Below are 19,045 nucleotides of genomic sequence, written 5' to 3'. Positions count from 1 at the left end.
AAACCGGTGCCCACTTTTCGGGGTCTTGCTCAGAGCTTGATCTCGACGTCGACACCGGCGGCCAGGTCGAGCTTCATCAAAGCATCGACGGTCTGCGGGGTCGGATCGACGATGTCGAGCAGGCGCTTGTGGGTGCGCATCTCGAACTGTTCGCGGCTCTTCTTGTCGACGTGCGGCGAACGGTTGACGGTGAACTTCTCGATGCGGGTGGGCAGCGGAATGGGTCCGCGGACCTGCGCGCCGGTGCGCTTCGCCGTGTTCACGATCTCGCGCGTCGACGTATCGAGGATACGATGGTCGAACGCCTTGAGACGGATACGAATGTTTTGGCCGTTCATTGCCGTGCTTTCTTTAGTGAGTGGCGAGTAGCGAGTAGCGAATAGAATCCCCTATTCGCCACTCACCATTCCCTATTCGCTTGTTACTCGATGATCGAGGCGACGACGCCGGCGCCGACGGTGCGGCCACCTTCGCGGATCGCGAAGCGGAGCTTTTCTTCCATTGCGATCGGCACGATCAGGTGCACTTCCATCGCGATGTTGTCGCCCGGCATCACCATCTCGGTGCCTTCCGGCAGGTGCACGACACCGGTCACGTCGGTGGTGCGGAAGTAGAACTGCGGACGGTAGTTGGTGAAGAACGGGGTGTGGCGACCGCCCTCTTCCTTGGTGAGGATGTAGGCCTCGGCCTTGAACTTGGTGTGCGGCTTGACCGAACCGGGCTTGGCCAGAACCTGGCCGCGCTCGACGTCCTCACGCTTGGTGCCGCGGAGCAGCGCGCCGATGTTGTCGCCGGCCTGGCCCTGATCGAGCAGCTTGCGGAACATCTCGACGCCGGTGACGGTGGTCTTCTGGGTCGCACGCAGACCGACGATCTCGATTTCCTCGCCGACCTTGACGACGCCGCGCTCGACACGGCCGGTCACGACGGTGCCGCGGCCCGAGATCGAGAACACGTCTTCAACCGGCATCAGGAACGGCTGGTCGATCGGACGCTCCGGCTGCGGGATGTACTCGTCGACGTTCTTCATCAGCTCGAGAATGGCGTCGTGGCCGAGCTTCTTGTCGGAGTCTTCCAGAGCGGCGAGCGCCGAACCCTTGATGATCGGAATCTTGTCGCCGGGGAATTCGTACTTCGAGAGCAGTTCGCGGACTTCGAGCTCGACGAGCTCGAGCAGCTCCGGATCGTCGACCATGTCGCACTTGTTGAGGAACACGACCAGCGCGGGCACGCCGACCTGGCGGGCGAGCAGGATGTGCTCGCGGGTCTGCGGCATCGGGCCGTCAGCGGCCGACACGACCAGGATCGCACCGTCCATCTGGGCGGCGCCGGTGATCATGTTCTTCACGTAGTCGGCGTGGCCGGGGCAGTCGACGTGGGCGTAGTGGCGGTTCGGCGTCTCGTACTCGACGTGCGCGGTCGAGATGGTGATGCCGCGCGCCTTCTCTTCCGGCGCCTTGTCGATCTGGTCGTACGCGGTGAACGTCGCACCGCCGGCTTCGGCGAGAACCTTGGTGATCGCAGCGGTCAGCGACGTCTTGCCATGGTCGACGTGACCGATGGTGCCGATGTTGCAGTGCGGCTTGGTACGTTCAAACTTTGCTTTGGCCATTTGACTCTCCGTTCAATCGTCAGCTTTCAACCGACGACAATCAGGCAAACTTCTTCTGGACTTCTGCCGACACGTTGGCCGGCGCTTCTGCGTAGTGGTCGAACTGCATGGTGAAGGTCGCGCGACCCTGGCTCATCGAGCGCAGGTTGTTCACGTAACCGAACATGTTCATGAGCGGCACCATCGCATTGATGACGTTGGCGTTGCCGCGCATGTCCTGCCCCTGGATCTGACCGCGCCGGGAATTCAGGTCGCCGATGACCGAGCCGGTGTAGTCTTCCGGGGTCACCACTTCGACCTTCATGATCGGCTCGAGCAGGACGGACTTGCCCATCTGCAGCGCCTCGCGGAAGCAGGCGCGCGAGGCGATTTCGAAGGCGAGCGCCGACGAGTCGACGTCGTGATACTTGCCGTCGACGAGCTGCACCTTGACGTCGACCACGGGGAAGCCCGCGACCACGCCGGACGACAGCACGCTTTCCAGGCCCTTCTCGACGCCGGGAATGTATTCCTTCGGCACCGCGCCGCCGACGATCTTCGACTCGAACTCGTAGCCCTTGCCGGGCTCGTTCGGCTCGACGATGAACGACACGGCCGCGAACTGGCCGGTACCGCCGGTCTGCTTCTTGTGGGTGTAGCTGTGCTCCACCCGCTTGGTGACGCGCTCACGGAAGGCCACCTGCGGCGCGCCGATGTTGGCGTCGACCTTGTAGGTACGCTTGAGGATGTCGACCTTGATGTCGAGATGGAGTTCGCCCATGCCCTTGAGGATGGTCTGGCCGGACTCGTGGTCGGTCGACACGCGGAACGATGGATCCTCCGCGGCCAGCTTGGCCAGCGCCACGCCCAGCTTCTCCTGGTCGGCCTTGGACTTCGGCTCGATCGCGATCTCGATGACCGGCTCGGGGAATTCCATCTTCTCCAGGATCACCTGCTTGTCGGGATCGCACAGCGTATCACCGGTGCGCGCTTCCTTCAGGCCGGCCAGCGCGACGATGTCGCCGGCATAGGCTTCCTTGATGTCCTCGCGGTTGTTCGCATGCATCAACAGCATGCGCCCGATCCGCTCCTTCTTCTCGCGGGTCGAGTTCACGACGCCGGTGCCGCTCTGCAGGATACCGGAGTAGATGCGGCAGAAAGTGATGGTGCCGACGAACGGGTCGTCCATGATCTTGAACGCGAGCAGCGCCAAGGGCTCCTTGTCGTCCGCCTTGCGCACGACTTCGTTGCCCTTGTCGTCGGTGCCCTTGATCGCGGGCACGTCGAGCGGCGACGGCAGATAATCCACGACGGCGTCGAGCAGCGGCTGCACGCCCTTGTTCTTGAAGGCAGAGCCGCACAGCACGGGGTAGAACGCCCCGGTCAGCACCGCCTTGCGGATCAGGCGCTTCAGGGTCGCTTCGTCCGGCTCCTTGCCGTCGAGATAAGCGGCCATGGCGTCGTCGTCGAGCTCGACGGCGGCTTCCACCATCTTCTCGCGGTACTCCTTGGCCTGCTCGACGAGATCTTCCGGAATGTCGACATAGTCGAACTTGGCGCCGAGCGCTTCATCGTTCCAGACGACGCCCTTCATCTTCACGAGGTCGACGAGACCCTTGAAGTTGTTCTCGGCACCGATCGGCAGCTGGATCGCGACGGGCTTGGCACCCAGACGGTCGACGATGTCGGCGAGGCACTTGAAGAAGTCCGCGCCGATCTTGTCCATCTTGTTGGCGAAGACGATGCGCGGAACCTTGTACTTGTCGCCCTGGCGCCAGACGGTCTCGGTCTGGGGCTCGACGCCCTGGTTGGAGTCGAGAACGCAGACCGCACCGTCGAGCACGCGCAGCGAACGCTCGACCTCGATGGTGAAGTCGACGTGGCCGGGCGTGTCGATGATGTTCAGGCGCTTGCCGTTCCAGAACGCGGTGGTCGCAGCCGAGGTGATCGTGATGCCACGCTCCTGCTCCTGCTCCATCCAGTCCATCGTCGCGGCACCTTCGTGCACTTCGCCGATCTTGTGGCTCTTGCCGGTGTAATAGAGGATGCGCTCGGTCGTCGTGGTCTTGCCGGCGTCGATATGCGCCATGATACCGAAGTTACGGTAGTCCTCGATGGCATGTTGGCGGGGCATGGGTCGTTCCTTGCGAGTCCGAGTGTGTCGCCGTTACCAGCGGTAGTGCGAGAAGGCGCGGTTGGCTTCCGCCATACGGTGCACGTCTTCGCGCTTCTTGACGGCGTTGCCCCGGTTATTCGATGCGTCCAGGAGCTCCGCCGAGAGCCGCTCGGTCATCGTCTTCTCGTTGCGCTCGCGCGCAGCCGCGATCAGCCAGCGGATGCCCAGGGCCTGCCGGCGGGTCGAACGAACCTCGACCGGAACCTGGTAGGTCGCGCCGCCGACGCGGCGGGAACGCACCTCGATGGTCGGCATGACATTCTCGAGCGCCTGCTCGAACACGCCGAGCGGGTTCTGCTTGGTCTTGGTTTCGATGATTCCGAACGCACCGTAGACGATGCCTTCGGCAACCGACTTCTTGCCGGCATACATCACCGAGTTCATGAACTTCGTGACGATGATGTTCCCGAACTTCGGATCGGGAAGGACTTCACGCTTTTCAGCAGAATGGCGACGAGACATGGACGAGGTTCCCGCTTACTTCGGACGCTTGGCGCCGTACTTCGAACGACGCTGCTTACGGTTCTTGACGCCCTGGGTATCCAGAACGCCGCGGAGGATGTGATAGCGCACGCCGGGCAAGTCCTTGACGCGGCCGCCGCGGATCATGACCACCGAGTGCTCCTGGAGGTTATGGCCCTCGCCGGGGATGTAGCCGATCACCTCGAAGCCATTGGTCAGACGCACCTTGGCGACCTTACGAAGCGCCGAGTTCGGCTTCTTCGGGGTCGTGGTGTAGACGCGGGTGCAAACACCACGCTTCTGCGGCGACTGCTGCAGCGCCGGCACCTTCTTGCGCGACTTCTGCACTTCACGCGGTTGAGCGATCAGCTGGTTGATCGTCGGCATCCTGGCCTTACCCTTTGTTCTGCCGCGGCCCCTTCCGGGTCCGCTATCTTGCCGCGGCCCGTTGCCGGGACCGCAAATTTCTTTCGAGCCACCCGCCCGACGAGGCCGCCTCACCCGGAACAATCCGCGCAAAGCGAAATTGCGCCAACCGCCCCATCAACGAGCGGAAAGCGCTTCGACGCCACAGAGGACCGCAGTATTGAGCCGTCAGCGTAAAAGCCGCGGCCCGCTCACCGAGGTCATGCATCCGAATTCAATCTCAAGAGAACTTGCTCGAGAGAACTAAAGTCGCACTGGCATTGCCTAGCTATGATCGACAGCGTTTGAGCGGCATTCGTCGAGGTTGGTGCCCGCCTTGAGCGATCCCTTGTGAATCTAGTCCTCGGGGATCAACGGGTGGCCCGTTCCGACGCTGGCGATGCTCACCGCCTGTCGTTAAGTGAGGCGCTTTCTATAAGCGAGAATCGGTCTAGTCAAGGCGAAACGACAGTCACAAGGCGCTTCCCGCGCCTGCAGAAATGGTCTCTTCGGCGCCCTCACCACGCCCGCCCCGATAGGGGAACGAAGCGCCTGTTGGGTCAGTTCCCACGAAATTATACCCGGATTAAATATAGTTTTATTACCAAGCCGGGGCATTTTTCCTGCCCGCGCACAAATCCGGCGTTCCGCGGCGGGGCTTGCAGCTCAATCGCCTGCCGCGACGCCGGTCATGCCAGCGACCTCCGGCGGCACTGATCAATTGGCAGTTGGCCGATGCGGCCAAACCAAAGGAGACAAAAAATCAGCCGCCCTGCGCCGGACACACGATTTGCATCCGGGAATCACCGAGCCGGAGCTGAACGCCCTGTCCGGTTACTCCTCGTCCTCCTCATCATCGGGATCGTCATCGTCGCTGTCGTCGGCGCGACCCGACGCGCCAAGCGACTGGTGGATCTGGTCATTCCATAGCTTTCGGTAGGTGCCGTCCTTGGCGAGCAGCTCGGCATGGGAGCCGCGCTCGATGGCCCTGCCCCCTGAAATCACGATGATCTCGTCCATCTCGACCACCGAGGTCAGGCGGTGGGTCGACCAGATCATGGTGCGGCCCCTGGCGATCTTGAGCAGCGTGCGGTTGATCGCGGCTTCCGTGGTCTGGTCGAGCGCCGAGGTGGCTTCGTCCAGCAGCAGCACGGAAGGGTTGCGGATGATTGCGCGCGCGATCGCGATGCGCTGGCGCTGCCCGCCCGACAGCGTGTCTCCGCGCTCGCCGACGGGGGTGTCGTATCGCTGTGGCAGGCTCATGATGTAGCGGTGGATCTCGGCCTTCTTGGCCGCCTCCTCCACCTCCTCGTCGGTCGCCCCTTCCTTGCCCAGGCGGATGTTCTCGCGGATCGACATGTTGAACAGCATGTTCTCCTGGAACACCACCGCCATGCTTCGGCGCAGCGAATCCAGCGTCACCTTGCGGACGTCGACGCCGTCGATGGTGACGCGGCCCTCGTCGGGCACGTAGAGCCGCAGGATCAGATTAAGCAGCGTGCTCTTGCCGGAGCCGCTCGGGCCGACGATCGCGATGCGCTTGCCGGCATTGAGCTTGAGGCTGAGATTGTCCAGCACCGGCGTCTGACTGCCCTCGTACTGGAAGGTGACATGATCGAAAGTGATGTTGTTGGTGATGCGCGGCAGATCGGGCGCGCCGGGACGATCGGCACCGCGGCTCGGCTCGTCGAGCAGCTCCTGGATGTGACGGATCGCGGCGGCAGAGGAGATCGACACCGGGATGAAATGCATCACATGGGCGATGTTGTAGGAGACCTCCCAGAACGCGCTCTCGAAGGTGACGAAGGTGCCGATGGTGATCTGGCCCTTGGTCGCGAGATACGCGCCGATCGCAAGCACCACGAGGTGCAGGAGGAGCACCGAGATGGTGACCGTCCGCTCCACCATGGTCGAGAGGAACGCGGCCGAGGCGATCTTGTTGCGGGTCTCGTCGTTGCGCAAGGTGAAGAAGCCGAACATCTTGCGCTGCAGGCTGAACGCCTTGATCACAGCCTGGGCCGCCACGTTCTCCTGCACCATGCCGAGCAGCGCCGACTCGTTGAGCTTCTGCTCGTAATTGGCCTGCACCGCCTTGGGCGTCAGGATCCGCGGGCCGATCAGCGTGATCGGGAACACCAGCAGCGCGACCACGGCGAGCTGCCAGTTCAGGAACACCATCAGGATGATGCCGGCGATCAGCTCCAGGAACGGCAGCGCGGCACTGTTCGCAAACGTCTTGACCGAGCCCTCAAAGGCCGAGAGATCGACCGAGAAGCGCGACAGGATCTCGCCGCGCCTGGTGCGGCCGAAATAAGCCGCCGGCAGGTCCTGGACGTGCTCGAACAGCCGCTTGCGGACATCGGAGATGATGCAGGCGGCAAGCCGCGCGTCCCAGCGTTCGTACCAGACCGCCACGATCGAGGTGAAGATGCCGGCGACCGCGAGCACGCCGAGGATCTTGTACAGTGCCAGGAAATCCTCCTCGCCCAGCGCGTCGTCGATCAGGAACTTGAGGCTGAGCGGCATGATAACGTTGAACAACGTCTCGACCACGACGCCGAACGCCACGAATGACAGCATCCGCTTGTAGTTCGTCAGATAGGGTTTGACGAATCCGACGATGGTCGCGAGCGCGCCGGCGGCTTCGCGCGCGGTAAAGACGACGAGGTCCTCGTCCTCGTCGTCCTCATCGAGCTCCAGCTCGTCCTCGTCGTCGTCCTCGTCGTCTTCGAGGTCCGGCTTGGCAGCGGAAGCGAGCCTGTCGTCGAGCTCGACCGCCTCGTCCGGGGCGAGTTTCTGTTTGTCGGGAGAAAGAGGCCTGGATGCCATGAAACCAACCGATGCTGACGGCCGGCATGACCGCAGAGAATGCAAAAGATAGCGGCAACCGTTATTGCACCGATTCTATGCGACCAGGATGAATTCGGCAAAACAATTGGCGAATTCGATCCGCGGTCGGCGGCTAGTCCTCGTCCTCGACCTTGTCGAAGAAGGAATAGCGCAAGCTGTCGGCGTCGGCGTACCACTGCCCCGGCCCCTTGTTGGCAGCGAGCGTCGCCTCCCACAGTGCATCCGTGCAATCCTTGCGGTGCATCGACAGGTCGAAGCCATTGCCGAAGAAGAGTTCGGACCATTCCCACCAGGTGCCGAGCTTCTTGACCCCACGCAGGAGGTCGTAGCGGTCGATCAATGCCGGCGCGAGGTCCGAGGTGATCGAGCCGAAAACGAGGCCGGTCTTGACCACGCGATTCAGCTCCCTGATCGCGCGGACCACCTGTTTCGGAGAAACGTGACAGAGGCTGGTCTCGAACACGAAATCGAACGCGCCGTCCTTGAACGGCATGTCGGCGACCGAGCCGAGCTTGTTGTACTTCTTCAGCGCTGTCGGCGTCTTGGCGTGGATGGCGCGGTTGTTCTCGATTCCCCATGCATCGATGCCGCGATCGCGCAGCGCGCCGACCAGTTCGCCGCTGGCGGAGCCCGCGACCAGCAGCTTGGCGCCCGTCGTCCTGCCCCAGACGATGCCGATCAGCCTGGTGAGATAGTCGGGATCGGTGAAGTGCCGCCACGCTTCGTGATAAGGGCCGAGACCGCGATAGTTCTCGAAATAATCGCGATCGATCTTGTCCGAGAGCGGCTTGCTCTCCTGCGCGCGTTCGCGGCGCAGGCGCATCATCTCGGTCAGGATGATGTCGGTCGCCGCATCCGAGGAGTCGAGCAGACCGTTCAGCGTGGAATCGAACAGATAGTCGCCCACCACCACGATGCCGGGATGCTCCTTCGGCTCGGGCCGGTGATTGGTCATGACGTCGCGCACGGGCAGACCGCCCGGAATCGCGTTCACCGACGACAGCCAGCGGTGGATCTTGCCTTCCATGAAGTGCGCACGCGCATCGCCGAGCGAGGCCGGCAGCGACTTCAGGGCGGCCTCGACCAGCTCCTGGTCCGAGAGATTGGCAAAGGCCAGCGCATCGGAGCCGGGAATGAGCCAGTTCAGCACGCCGTGCTTGCCGACGTCGTGGCGCGCGCCCTCGTTGTAGACGCAGCAGCCGCCGAAGGCTTCCGACATGAACCAGGCGCCCGGAATCTTCTCGCCCCAGAACGGCTCGTCGAACAGGATCGAGACGCGCAAATAGTGCGCGGGGCGATCAAAGTACGCAACGTGCTTGACCATCGACTTGCGCAGCTGCTCGCCCTCCCAGCCCAGGGTGGCGAGCCAGGAATGCGGCAGGCAGACCAGGACCAGATCGAAGTCGCGCGTCTCCGGCCCCTTGCCGTTCATCATCTTGAGCTGGTAGCGGCCGGTCGGCGCCCTGCCGACGGTGAGCACGCGGTGATTGAGCTGGATGTCGGCATTGACCTCCGACTGCAGGCACTCGATCAGTTGCTCGTTGCCGTTCTGGATGGAATAGAGGCCGATATAGCCGTCGACATCCATCAGATAGTTCTTGAGCGCATTGAGACCATTGGTGTTGTGGCTCTCGGTGGCGATGTCCGAGCGCGCCATCACCTTGAAGAAGCGCTTTGCCGTCTCGTCCTCGACCTCCTCGTCGAGCACCTGCTCGGCGGTCTTGTAGGCCCAGGGGTTCTCGTTGTCGTGCGCGCCGACGCCCTCGTAATATTCGATCGGCGACATCACCTCGGTGCAACGCTTGCGAAACGCCTCGATCGCAGCCGCGGTCTTGGCGCCGTATTTGCGGCGCATGCCCGACAAGTCGTCGAGGAGCTCACCGCCGAACTGCACCTGCTCGGCATCCATCGGAATCGTCTGCAAGCCGAAATGCTGTATCAGCTCGCGCAGCGGATCCGGACCCGTCATCGAGTAATCGTAGATCTCGGCCACGCCCGCCTCGTACATCGCGGGCGCGGAATCGAACTTGCGCGTGACGATCTTGCCGCCGAGCCGGTCGGACGCCTCGTAGATGGTGACGCGGCAGAGATCGCCGAGCTTACGCTTCAGATACCAGGCGCTCATCAGCCCACCCGGGCCGCCGCCTACGATTGCGAGATCTAGCATGTGAGTTCCGTGGTCCTCCGGCCCAGCCCCCCATCACGGGACCACCGGTCTAGGCTCTCCTAGCAGAAGCGCTTTTGCGGCTGAAGGAAAGATGAACAAAGGCTGATCCTGCATCGCAGCAAGCAAAGAAAGCAGCAAAAAGGCCGGCAAAAGCCGGCCTTTTCATTGTCCTCGGTATTCTTACGGATGAACGATCATTCCGCAGGCGGCAGCGCAGGAAGCTCTGCTTCCGGCGCGGGCGACACGACGGCCGCCTGCTTCTCGCGCTCGTCCAGGATCAGCTTGTCGCGCTTCATGGCGACTTCGCGGATCTTGGCCATGGAGGCGCCGGTGCCCGCCGGAATCAGACGGCCGACAATGACGTTCTCCTTGAGGCCTTCGAGCGGATCGACCTTGCCGTTGACCGCCGCTTCGGTGAGGACGCGTGTGGTCTCCTGGAACGATGCCGCCGAGAAGAAGGACCGGGTCTGGAGGCTCGCCTTGGTGATGCCGAGCAGAACCGGCGTTCCCGTGGCGGGCTTCTTGCCCTCTTCCTTGGCCTTCTCGTTCAGCGCGTCGAACTCGATCTTGTCGACCTGCTCGCCGGAGATCATGTCCGTGTCGCCCTGGTCGGTGACTTCCACCTTCTGGAGCATCTGACGGACAATCACCTCGATGTGCTTGTCGTTGATGAGCACGCCCTGGAGCCGGTAGACCTCCTGGATTTCGTTGACCAGGTAGGCCGCGAGCTCCTCGATGCCCTTGACCGCAAGGATGTCGTGCGGCGCCGGGTTGCCTTCGACGATGAAGTCGCCCTTTTCGACGACGTCGCCGTCCTGAAGGTGGATGTGCTTGCCCTTTGGGATCAGGTACTCGCGCGGCTCGTCGGTCTTGTCCATCGGCTCGATCGAGATGCGACGCTTGTTCTTGTAGTCGCGCCCGAACCGGATGGTGCCCGCGATTTCGGCGATGATCGCCGCATCCTTCGGGCGCCGAGCCTCGAACAGTTCCGCCACCCGCGGCAGACCGCCGGTGATGTCACGCGTCTTGGCGCTTTCGGTCGAGACACGGGCGAGGATGTCGCCCGGATTGACCTTGGCTCCGACGTCGACCGAGAGAATGGCGTCGACCGACAGCATGTAGCGGGCATCGCCGCCACGGGCGAGCTTGAGCACCTTGCCGTCCTTGCCCTTAACCACGATGGCCGGACGCAGGTCCGAACCGCCGCGGGTCGAGCGCCAGTCGATGACCACGCGCTTGGCGATACCGGTGGCCTCGTCGAGCGTTTCCGAGATCGACTGCCCCTCGACCAGATCCTCGAAGCCGATGGTACCTTCGACTTCGGTGAGGAGCGGACGGGTGTAGGGATCCCACTCGACGATGCGCTGGCCGCGCTTGACGTTGTCGCCCTCGTCGACGTGCAGGCGCGAGCCATACTGTACGCGGTGCGTCGCACGTTCGGTGCCGTCGGCATCGACGATCGCCACCACCATGTTGCGCACCATCGCGATCAGGTGGCCTTCGCTGTTGCGGGCGATGGCCTTGTTCCTGATCACGATCTTGCCGTCGAAATTGGCTTCGACGAACGACTGCTCGTTGAGCTGCGCCGCACCGCCGATGTGGAAGGTGCGCATGGTGAGCTGGGTGCCCGGCTCGCCGATCGACTGCGCCGCGATGACGCCGACCGCTTCGCCGTGGTTGACCGGCGTGCCGCGGGCGAGATCGCGGCCGTAGCACTTGCCGCAGATGCCGTTGACGAGCTCGCAGGTCAGCGCCGAGCGGATCTTCACCTCCTGTACACCACCCTGCTGGATAGCGTCCAGATGGCTCTCTTCCATCAGCGTATCGCGCTTGATGATTACCTTGCCGGAGCTGTCACGGATGTCTTCACAGGCCGTGCGGCCCAGGATGCGCGAACCGAGCGAAGCCACCACGGTGCCGGCATCGACGATGGCGCGCATCTTGATGCCGAGCTTGGTGCCGCAGTCCGACTGCGTGATGATGCAGTCCTGCGCGACGTCGACGAGACGACGGGTCAGGTAACCCGAGTTCGCGGTCTTCAACGCGGTGTCCGCGAGGCCCTTACGGGCGCCGTGAGTCGAGTTGAAGTACTCGAGAACCGAGAGGCCTTCCTTGAAGTTCGAGATGATCGGCGTCTCGATGATCTCACCCGACGGCTTGGCCATCAGGCCGCGCATGCCGGCGAGCTGGCGCATCTGGGCCGGCGAACCGCGGGCACCGGAGTGAGCCATCATGTAGATCGAGTTGATGTCGGCGTCGGCTCCGCTCGCCGTCTTCTTGGTGGCGGAGATCTCCTTCATCATCGCCTTGGCGATTTCTTCCGTGGCCTTCGACCATGCGTCGACGACCTTGTTGTACTTCTCGCCATGGGTGATCAGACCATCGTTGTACTGCTGCTCGAAATCCTTCGCCAGCGTACGGGTGGTGTCGACGATCTTCCACTTGCCGTGCGGCACGACCATGTCGTCCTTGCCGAACGAGATGCCGGCCTTGAACGCATTGTAGAAGCCGAGCGCCATGATGCGGTCGCAGAAGATCACCGTCTCCTTCTGGCCGCAGTGACGATAGACCTGGTCGATCACGCCCGAGATCTCGCGCTTGGTCATCAGCTTGTTGATGATCTCGTACGAGATGCGCGGGTTCTTCGGCAGCAGATTACCCAGCATGACGCGGCCGGCGGTGGTCTCGATCCAGCGCTTGGAGACCTTGCCGGTCTCGTCCATGCCTTCCCACCGGTACTTGATCTTGGTGTGGAGGTGGATGACCTTGGCGTGCAGGGCGTGCTCGAGCTCGGCCATGTCGCCGAACACCTTGCCCTCGCCGGGCAGGCCTTCACGCATGATCGAGACGTAGTAGAGACCGAGCACGATGTCCTGCGACGGCACGATGATCGGCTGACCGTTCGCCGGATGCAGGATGTTGTTGGTCGACATCATCAGGACGCGTGCTTCCAGCTGCGCTTCGAGCGACAGCGGAACGTGCACGGCCATCTGGTCGCCGTCGAAGTCGGCGTTGAACGCCGAGCAGACCAGCGGATGAAGCTGGATCGCCTTGCCCTCGATCAGCACGGGCTCGAACGCCTGGATGCCGAGGCGATGCAGCGTCGGCGCGCGGTTGAGCAGCACCGGATGCTCGCGGATGACCTCGTCCAGGATGTCCCAGACCTCGGGCCGCTCCTTCTCGACCAGCTTCTTGGCCTGCTTCACCGTGGTGGACAGGCCCTTGGCGTCAAGCCGCGAATAGATGAACGGCTTGAACAGCTCGAGCGCCATCTTCTTCGGCAGGCCGCACTGATGCAGGCGCAGCTCGGGACCGACCACGATCACCGAACGACCCGAATAGTCGACGCGCTTGCCGAGCAGGTTCTGGCGGAAGCGGCCCTGCTTGCCCTTGAGCATGTCGGCGAGCGACTTCAGCGGGCGCTTGTTGGCGCCCGTGATGACGCGGCCGCGGCGGCCGTTGTCGAACAGCGCGTCGACGGCCTCCTGAAGCATGCGCTTCTCGTTGCGGATGATGATGTCCGGCGCGCGCAGCTCCATCAGCCGCTTCAAGCGGTTGTTGCGGTTGATGACGCGGCGGTAGAGGTCGTTGAGGTCCGAGGTCGCGAAGCGGCCGCCGTCCAGCGGCACCAGCGGACGCAGGTCCGGCGGGATCACCGGGACCACGGTCATGATCATCCATTCCGGCTTGTTGCCGGAGTGGCGGAACGCTTCCACGATCTTCAGGCGCTTGGCGAGCTTCTTGTGCTTGATGTCGGAGTCGGTCTCCTGCATCTCGACACGCAGCGAGGCCTCGAGCTTCTCGAGGTCCATGCCCTTGAGCAGCTCGCGGATCGCTTCGGCGCCGATCATGGCAGTGAAGGAATCCTGGCCGTACTCGTCCTGCGCCTTCAGATACTCGTCTTCCGACAGCAGCTGACGGTCCTTCAGCGCGGTGAGGCCCGGCTCCAGCACGACGTAATATTCGAAGTAAAGGATCCGCTCGAGATCCTTCAGCGTCATGTCCAGGAGGAGGCCGATGCGCGAGGGCAGCGACTTCAGGAACCAGATGTGGGCGACGGGGGCTGCGAGTTCGATATGGCCCATGCGCTCGCGCCGGACGCGCGACAGCGTGACCTCGACCGAGCACTTCTCGCAGATGATGCCCTTGTACTTCATACGCTTGTACTTGCCGCACAAGCACTCGTAGTCCTTGATCGGCCCGAAGATGCGGGCGCAGAACAGGCCGTCACGCTCGGGCTTGAATGTACGGTAGTTGATGGTCTCCGGCTTCTTGATCTCGCCGTAGGACCAGGACAGAATCTTCTCCGGGGACGCGATCGAGATCCGGATCTGGTCGAAGACCTGAGCCGGCGTCGTCGGGTTAAAGAGATTCATAATTTCTTGGTTCATCGTCTTCTCCTCGCGTACCGGTCGCCTCCGGCCGCAAAAGTCGAAAATCACTTAGCGGGGCGCCCTGCCCTCAAGGCCTCAGGCGGGGCGCCAATGCCCGGCCGTGAGGGCCGGGCATGACAGGTCGAATTACTCGGCCGCTTCCGACGTCGGCGCCGGTCCCATCTTGGAGTTGTGCAGGTCGACGTTGAGGCCGAGCGAGCGCATTTCCTTGACCAGCACGTTGAACGATTCCGGAATACCGGCCTCGAACGTGTCGTCGCCGCGCACGATCGCCTCGTACACCTTGGTACGGCCAGCGACGTCGTCCGACTTCACCGTCAGCATCTCCTGGAGCGTGTACGCCGCGCCGTAAGCCTCGAGCGCCCACACCTCCATTTCGCCGAAGCGCTGGCCGCCGAACTGCGCCTTGCCGCCCAGCGGCTGCTGGGTGACGAGCGAGTACGGACCGATCGAACGCGCATGGATCTTGTCGTCGACCAGATGGTGCAGCTTGAGCATGTAGATGTAGCCCACGGTCACCTTGCGATCGAACGGATCGCCGGTGCGGCCGTCGTAGACGGTCGACTGACCCGAAGCGTCGAGACCGGCGAGCTTCAGCATCTCCTCGATGTCGGCTTCCTTGGCGCCGTCGAACACCGGCGTCGCGATCGGCACGCCGCGGCTGAGGTTATGGCCGAGTTCGAGCAGCTCGTTGTCGTTGAGCGACTTGATCGTCTCGTCCTCGCCGTAGACCTTCTTCAAGGTTTCCTTCAGCGGCTTGATGTCCTGCTTCGACAGATAGGCGTCGACCGTCTGGCCGATACGCTTGCCGAGACCGGCGCAGGCCCAGCCGAGATGGGTCTCGAGGATCTGTCCGACGTTCATGCGCGAGGGCACGCCGAGCGGATTGAGCACGATGTCGGCATGCGTGCCGTCTTCGAGGAACGGCATGTCCTCGATCGGCACGATCTTCGACACCACGCCCTTGTTGCCGTGGCGGCCGGCCATCTTGTCGCCGGGCTGGATCTTGCGCTTCACCGCGACGAAGACCTTGACCATCTTCATCACGCCGGGCGGCAATTCGTCACCGCGCTGAAGCTTCTCGACCTTGTCGAGGAAGCGCTGTTCCAGCCCCTTCTTCGACTCGTCGTACTGCTTCCGCATGGCCTCGATCTCGGCCATCAGCTTGTCGTTCGGCGAGGCGAACAGCCACCACTGCGACTTCGGGTACTCCTCGAGCACCGCACGGGTGATCTTGGTGTCCTTCTTGAAGCCTTTCGGACCCGCAATGCCCTGCCGCCCCTCGAGGAGCTCGGCGAGACGGTTGTAGACGTTGCGGTCCAGGATCGCCTGCTCGTCGTCGCGGTCCTTGGCCAGACGCTCGATCTCTTCCCGCTCGATCGCCAGCGCACGCTCGTCCTTGTCGACGCCATGACGATTGAACACGCGCACTTCCACGATCGTGCCCTGCACGCCCGGAGGAACGCGCAGCGAGGTATCGCGAACGTCGGAAGCCTTCTCGCCGAAGATGGCGCGCAGGAGCTTTTCTTCCGGCGTCATCGGGCTTTCGCCCTTCGGCGTGATCTTGCCGACCAGGATGTCGCCGGCGCGCACTTCCGCACCGATGTAGACGATGCCGGCTTCGTCGAGGTTCTTCAGCGCTTCTTCCGAGACGTTCGGAATGTCGCGAGTGATTTCCTCGGGTCCGAGCTTGGTGTCGCGGGCCATCACCTCGAACTCCTCGATGTGGATCGAGGTGAAGACGTCTTCCTTCACGATCCGCTCGGAGAGCAGGATCGAGTCTTCGAAGTTGTAGCCGTTCCATGGCATGAACGCGACCAGTACGTTGCGGCCGAGCGCCAGCTCGCCGAGATCGGTCGACGGACCGTCAGCGATGATGTCGCCCTTCTTGACGACGTCGCCGACCTTCACCAGCGGACGCTGGTTGATGCAGGTCGACTGGTTGGAGCGCTGGTACTTCATGAGACGGTAGATATCGACGCCCGACTTGGTCGGATCGAGATCTTCCGTGGCGCGGATGACGACGCGGGTCGCGTCGATCTGGTCGATCACGCCCGAGCGGCGCGCCGCGATCGCGGCACCCGAGTCCCGGGCAACGACGCCTTCCATGCCGGTGCCGACGAACGGCGCCTCGGCGCGAACCAGCGGCACCGCCTGGCGCTGCATGTTCGAGCCCATCAGCGCGCGGTTGGCGTCGTCGTTCTCGAGGAACGGGATCAGCGCCGCGGCGACCGAAACGAGCTGCTTCGGCGACACGTCCATGTAGTCGACCTTGTCAGGCGTCATCGGCACGACGTCGCGGGTCCCGCTCGAGCGGCAGACCACCAGGTCTTCGGTAAAGCGGCCCTTGGCGTCGACCGGCACGTTGGCCTGGGCCACGGAGTAGCGCCCCTCTTCCATCGCCGACAGGTACACGACCTCGTCGGTGACGCGGCCGTCCTTGACCTTGCGATACGGCGTCTCGACGAAGCCGTACTTGTTCACGCGCGCGAAGGTCGCGAGCGAGTTGATCAGGCCGATGTTCGGACCTTCCGGCGTCTCGATCGGGCAGATGCGGCCGTAATGCGTCGGATGCACGTCGCGCACCTCGAAGCCGGCGCGCTCGCGGGTCAGACCGCCCGGTCCAAGCGCCGACAGGCGGCGCTTGTGGGTGATTTCCGACAGCGGGTTGGTCTGGTCCATGAACTGCGAGAGCTGCGAGGAGCCGAAGAACTCGCGCACGGCGGCAGCCGCCGGCTTGGCGTTGATCAGGTCCTGCGGCATGACCGTGTCGATGTCGACCGAGGACATGCGCTCCTTGATCGCACGCTCCATGCGCAACAGGCCGATGCGATACTGGTTCTCCATGAGTTCGCCGACCGAACGCACACGGCGGTTGCCGAGATGGTCGATGTCGTCGATCTCGCCCTTGCCGTCGCGCAAATCCACCAGCGTCTTGATGACGGAGAGGATGTCCTCCTTGCGCAGCGTACGCTGGGTGTCGGGCGCATCGAGGTCGAGGCGCATGTTCATCTTGACGCGGCCGACCGCTGAGAGGTCGTAGCGTTCGGCGTCGAAGAACAGCGACTGGAACATCGCCTGCGCCGATTCCAGCGTCGGCGGCTCGCCCGGGCGCATCACACGGTAGATGTCGAACAGCGCATCCTCACGCGTCATGTTCTTGTCGGCCGACAGCGTGTTGCGGATGTAGGGGCCGACATTGACGTGGTCGATGTCGAGCAGCGGAAGTTCCTTGTAGCCCTGCTCGTTGAGCGCCTTCATCAGCTTGTCGGTGATTTCCTCACCGGCCTCGGCGTGGATCTCACCGGTCTTCGGGTTGACGAGATCCTCGGCGACGTAGTTGCCGACCAGCTCCTCGTCGGCCATGCGCAGCGCCTTCAGCCCCTTCTCCTGGAGAAGGCGGGCGGCACGAACGGTGAGCTTCTTGCCGGCCTCGAGCACGACCTTGCCGGTGTCGGCGTCGATCAGGTCGTTGACGGTCGAATAGCCGCGGAAACGGTTGGCGTCGAACGGAACGCGCCAGCCTTCCTTGGTCCGCTTGTAGAGGATCTTCTTGTAGAACGTGGACAGGATCGCTTCGCCGTCGAGGCCGAGGGCGAACATCAGCGACGTCACCGGAATCTTGCGGCGACGGTCGATGCGCGCATAGACGATGTCCTTGGCGTCGAACTCGATGTCGAGCCAGGAGCCGCGATACGGGATGACGCGGGCGGCGAACAGCAGCTTGCCCGAGGAATGGGTCTTGCCCTTGTCGTGGTCGAAGAACACGCCGGGCGACCGGTGCATCTGCGAGACGATGACGCGCTCGGTGCCGTTGACGATGAAGGTGCCGTTCATCGTCATGAGCGGGATGTCGCCCATGTAGACGTCCTGCTCCTTGATGTCCTTCACCGACTTGGCGCCGGTCTCCTCGTCGATATCGAACACGATGAGGCGCAGCGTCACCTTGAGGGGCGCGGCGAAGGTCATGCCGCGCTGGCGGCACTCGTCGACGTCGTATTTCGGCTGCTCGAACTCGTAGCGGACGAATTCCAGCATCGAGGTGCCCGAGAAATCCGAGATCGGAAACACCGAGCGGAACACCGCCTGCAGACCCTCGTCGAGACGGCCGCCCTGGGGTTCGTCGACCATCAGGAATTGGTCATAGGACGCCTTCTGAACCTCGATGAGGTTCGGCATCTCGGCGACTTCCTTGATGTGTCCGAAGAACTTGCGAACGCGTTTGCGACCGGTGAATGTCTGCTGCGCCATCGTGGCCTCTCATTTTCGTCGCCCGCTCTGGGCGCGCCGTCCGGAACGCGGCTGCCACCGCTCTCCGGGTTGAATTTTCGAACCCGCCTTGGGGGCCAGAGACGCAGTTTCAGGCGCGAATGTCCTGAATCTGTTCTTCAGACCTTCAAAACGCAAAACGACGCGCGGGGCGCAAGAGCGCGCCCGCCCGTCACAACGATCGTCTTCACGGACTGCAAAAGCCCGAAATAGCCTGCTCTCCCAACGGCTTACAGGGAAATCCGGCATCCCTGCCCACCGCGCTTTCGTGCTGCCGACCCGATATGGGGCGACAATAGTGCAGATTCGAGGGGCAAACCCTCAAATCCCCACACTTTTTCGTGTTCGGCCTGCGTCGGAACGTTCCGTCGCACGCCTTTTGCATCCGGCCCCTGTCTTTCCGATCGTCATGGCCGGGCTTGACCCGGCCATCCACGATCTTGGGACGAGATCCCGGGTCTCGCTTCGCGAGCCCGGGATTTCGCTGAAGTATCTTGCGTTACTTCAGCTCGACCTTGGCGCCAGCCTTCTCGAGCTGGGCCTTGATCTTGTCGGCTTCTTCCTTGTTCACGCCTTCCTTCAGCGGCTTCGGAGCACCCTCGACGAGGTCCTTTGCTTCCTTCAGGCCGAGACCGGTGATGGCGCGGACTTCCTTGATGACCTCGATCTTCTTGTCGCCGGCGCTGGCGAGAACGACCGTGAACTCGGTCTTCTCTTCGGCCGGAGCGGCA

The 19,045-nt window shown here is 63.0% G+C and carries 10 protein-coding genes; all 10 read right to left on the bottom strand.

All coding sequences use genetic code 11. The features are described 5' to 3' along the window. Nucleotides 1-29: 29 nt before the first annotated feature. On the bottom strand, nt 30-338 hold the full coding sequence (rpsJ, locus tag IC50_RS21995; RefSeq protein ID WP_002712302.1) for a 30S ribosomal protein S10: 309 nt from the start codon (nt 336-338) through the stop codon (nt 30-32). An 83-nt stretch (nt 339-421) separates the two neighbouring features. Beyond that, nucleotides 422-1,612 carry an elongation factor Tu gene (tuf, locus tag IC50_RS21990; RefSeq protein ID WP_025036994.1) on the bottom strand — a complete coding sequence of 397 codons (1,191 nt, stop codon included), beginning with the start codon at nt 1,610-1,612 and terminating at the stop codon, nt 422-424. A gap of 40 nt (nt 1,613-1,652) precedes the next feature. Continuing rightward, nucleotides 1,653-3,725 carry an elongation factor G gene (gene fusA, locus IC50_RS21985; RefSeq protein WP_035709571.1) on the bottom strand — a complete coding sequence of 691 codons (2,073 nt, stop codon included), beginning with the start codon at nt 3,723-3,725 and terminating at the stop codon, nt 1,653-1,655. 33 nt (nt 3,726-3,758) lie between these two features. Next, a complete protein-coding gene (rpsG, locus tag IC50_RS21980; protein WP_035709569.1) occupies nt 3,759-4,229 on the bottom strand; it encodes a 30S ribosomal protein S7 in 471 nt (156 codons plus the stop codon). 15 nt (nt 4,230-4,244) lie between these two features. Further along, nucleotides 4,245-4,616, bottom strand: a complete 372-nt coding sequence (gene rpsL / locus IC50_RS21975; RefSeq protein WP_007603006.1) for a 30S ribosomal protein S12 — start codon at nt 4,614-4,616, stop codon at nt 4,245-4,247. 852 nt (nt 4,617-5,468) lie between these two features. Beyond that, a complete protein-coding gene (locus IC50_RS21970) occupies nt 5,469-7,463 on the bottom strand; it encodes an ABC transporter ATP-binding protein (RefSeq protein ID WP_035709567.1) in 1,995 nt (664 codons plus the stop codon). A gap of 133 nt (nt 7,464-7,596) precedes the next feature. Continuing rightward, the gene (locus IC50_RS21965) at nt 7,597-9,651 is read right to left on the bottom strand and encodes an FAD-dependent oxidoreductase (RefSeq protein WP_035709565.1); all 2,055 of its coding nucleotides are present in this window, start codon (nt 9,649-9,651) and stop codon (nt 7,597-7,599) included. A 194-nt stretch (nt 9,652-9,845) separates the two neighbouring features. Beyond that, nucleotides 9,846-14,042: a DNA-directed RNA polymerase subunit beta' gene (gene rpoC / locus IC50_RS21960; RefSeq protein WP_035709563.1), complete on the bottom strand. Its 4,197-nt coding sequence runs from the start codon at nt 14,040-14,042 to the stop codon at nt 9,846-9,848. A 129-nt stretch (nt 14,043-14,171) separates the two neighbouring features. After that, nucleotides 14,172-18,296 carry a DNA-directed RNA polymerase subunit beta gene (gene rpoB / locus IC50_RS21955; RefSeq protein WP_035709561.1) on the bottom strand — a complete coding sequence of 1,375 codons (4,125 nt, stop codon included), beginning with the start codon at nt 18,294-18,296 and terminating at the stop codon, nt 14,172-14,174. Nucleotides 18,297-18,813: 517 nt separating this feature from the next. Next, the coding region (rplL, locus tag IC50_RS21950) for a 50S ribosomal protein L7/L12 (RefSeq protein ID WP_035709559.1) at nt 18,814-19,045 on the bottom strand (232 nt) is incomplete at its 5' end.

Origin of the sequence: Bradyrhizobium genomosp. I (2014), assembly GCF_000261685.1 — a bacterium.
Lineage (GTDB): Bacteria > Pseudomonadota > Alphaproteobacteria > Rhizobiales > Xanthobacteraceae > Bradyrhizobium.
This window is presented reverse-complemented; position numbering and strand designations above follow the sequence as displayed.

Coding starts and splice junctions, on each gene's coding strand:
- rpsJ (WP_002712302.1), bottom strand. CDS start 338: ATGAACGGCCAAAACATTCGTATCCGTCTCAAGGCGTTCGACCATCGT.
- tuf (WP_025036994.1), bottom strand. CDS start 1,612: ATGGCCAAAGCAAAGTTTGAACGTACCAAGCCGCACTGCAACATCGGC.
- fusA (WP_035709571.1), bottom strand. CDS start 3,725: ATGCCCCGCCAACATGCCATCGAGGACTACCGTAACTTCGGTATCATG.
- rpsG (WP_035709569.1), bottom strand. CDS start 4,229: ATGTCTCGTCGCCATTCTGCTGAAAAGCGTGAAGTCCTTCCCGATCCG.
- rpsL (WP_007603006.1), bottom strand. CDS start 4,616: ATGCCGACGATCAACCAGCTGATCGCTCAACCGCGTGAAGTGCAGAAG.
- IC50_RS21970 (WP_035709567.1), bottom strand. CDS start 7,463: ATGGCATCCAGGCCTCTTTCTCCCGACAAACAGAAACTCGCCCCGGAC.
- IC50_RS21965 (WP_035709565.1), bottom strand. CDS start 9,651: ATGCTAGATCTCGCAATCGTAGGCGGCGGCCCGGGTGGGCTGATGAGC.
- rpoC (WP_035709563.1), bottom strand. CDS start 14,042: ATGAACCAAGAAATTATGAATCTCTTTAACCCGACGACGCCGGCTCAG.
- rpoB (WP_035709561.1), bottom strand. CDS start 18,296: ATGGCGCAGCAGACATTCACCGGTCGCAAACGCGTTCGCAAGTTCTTC.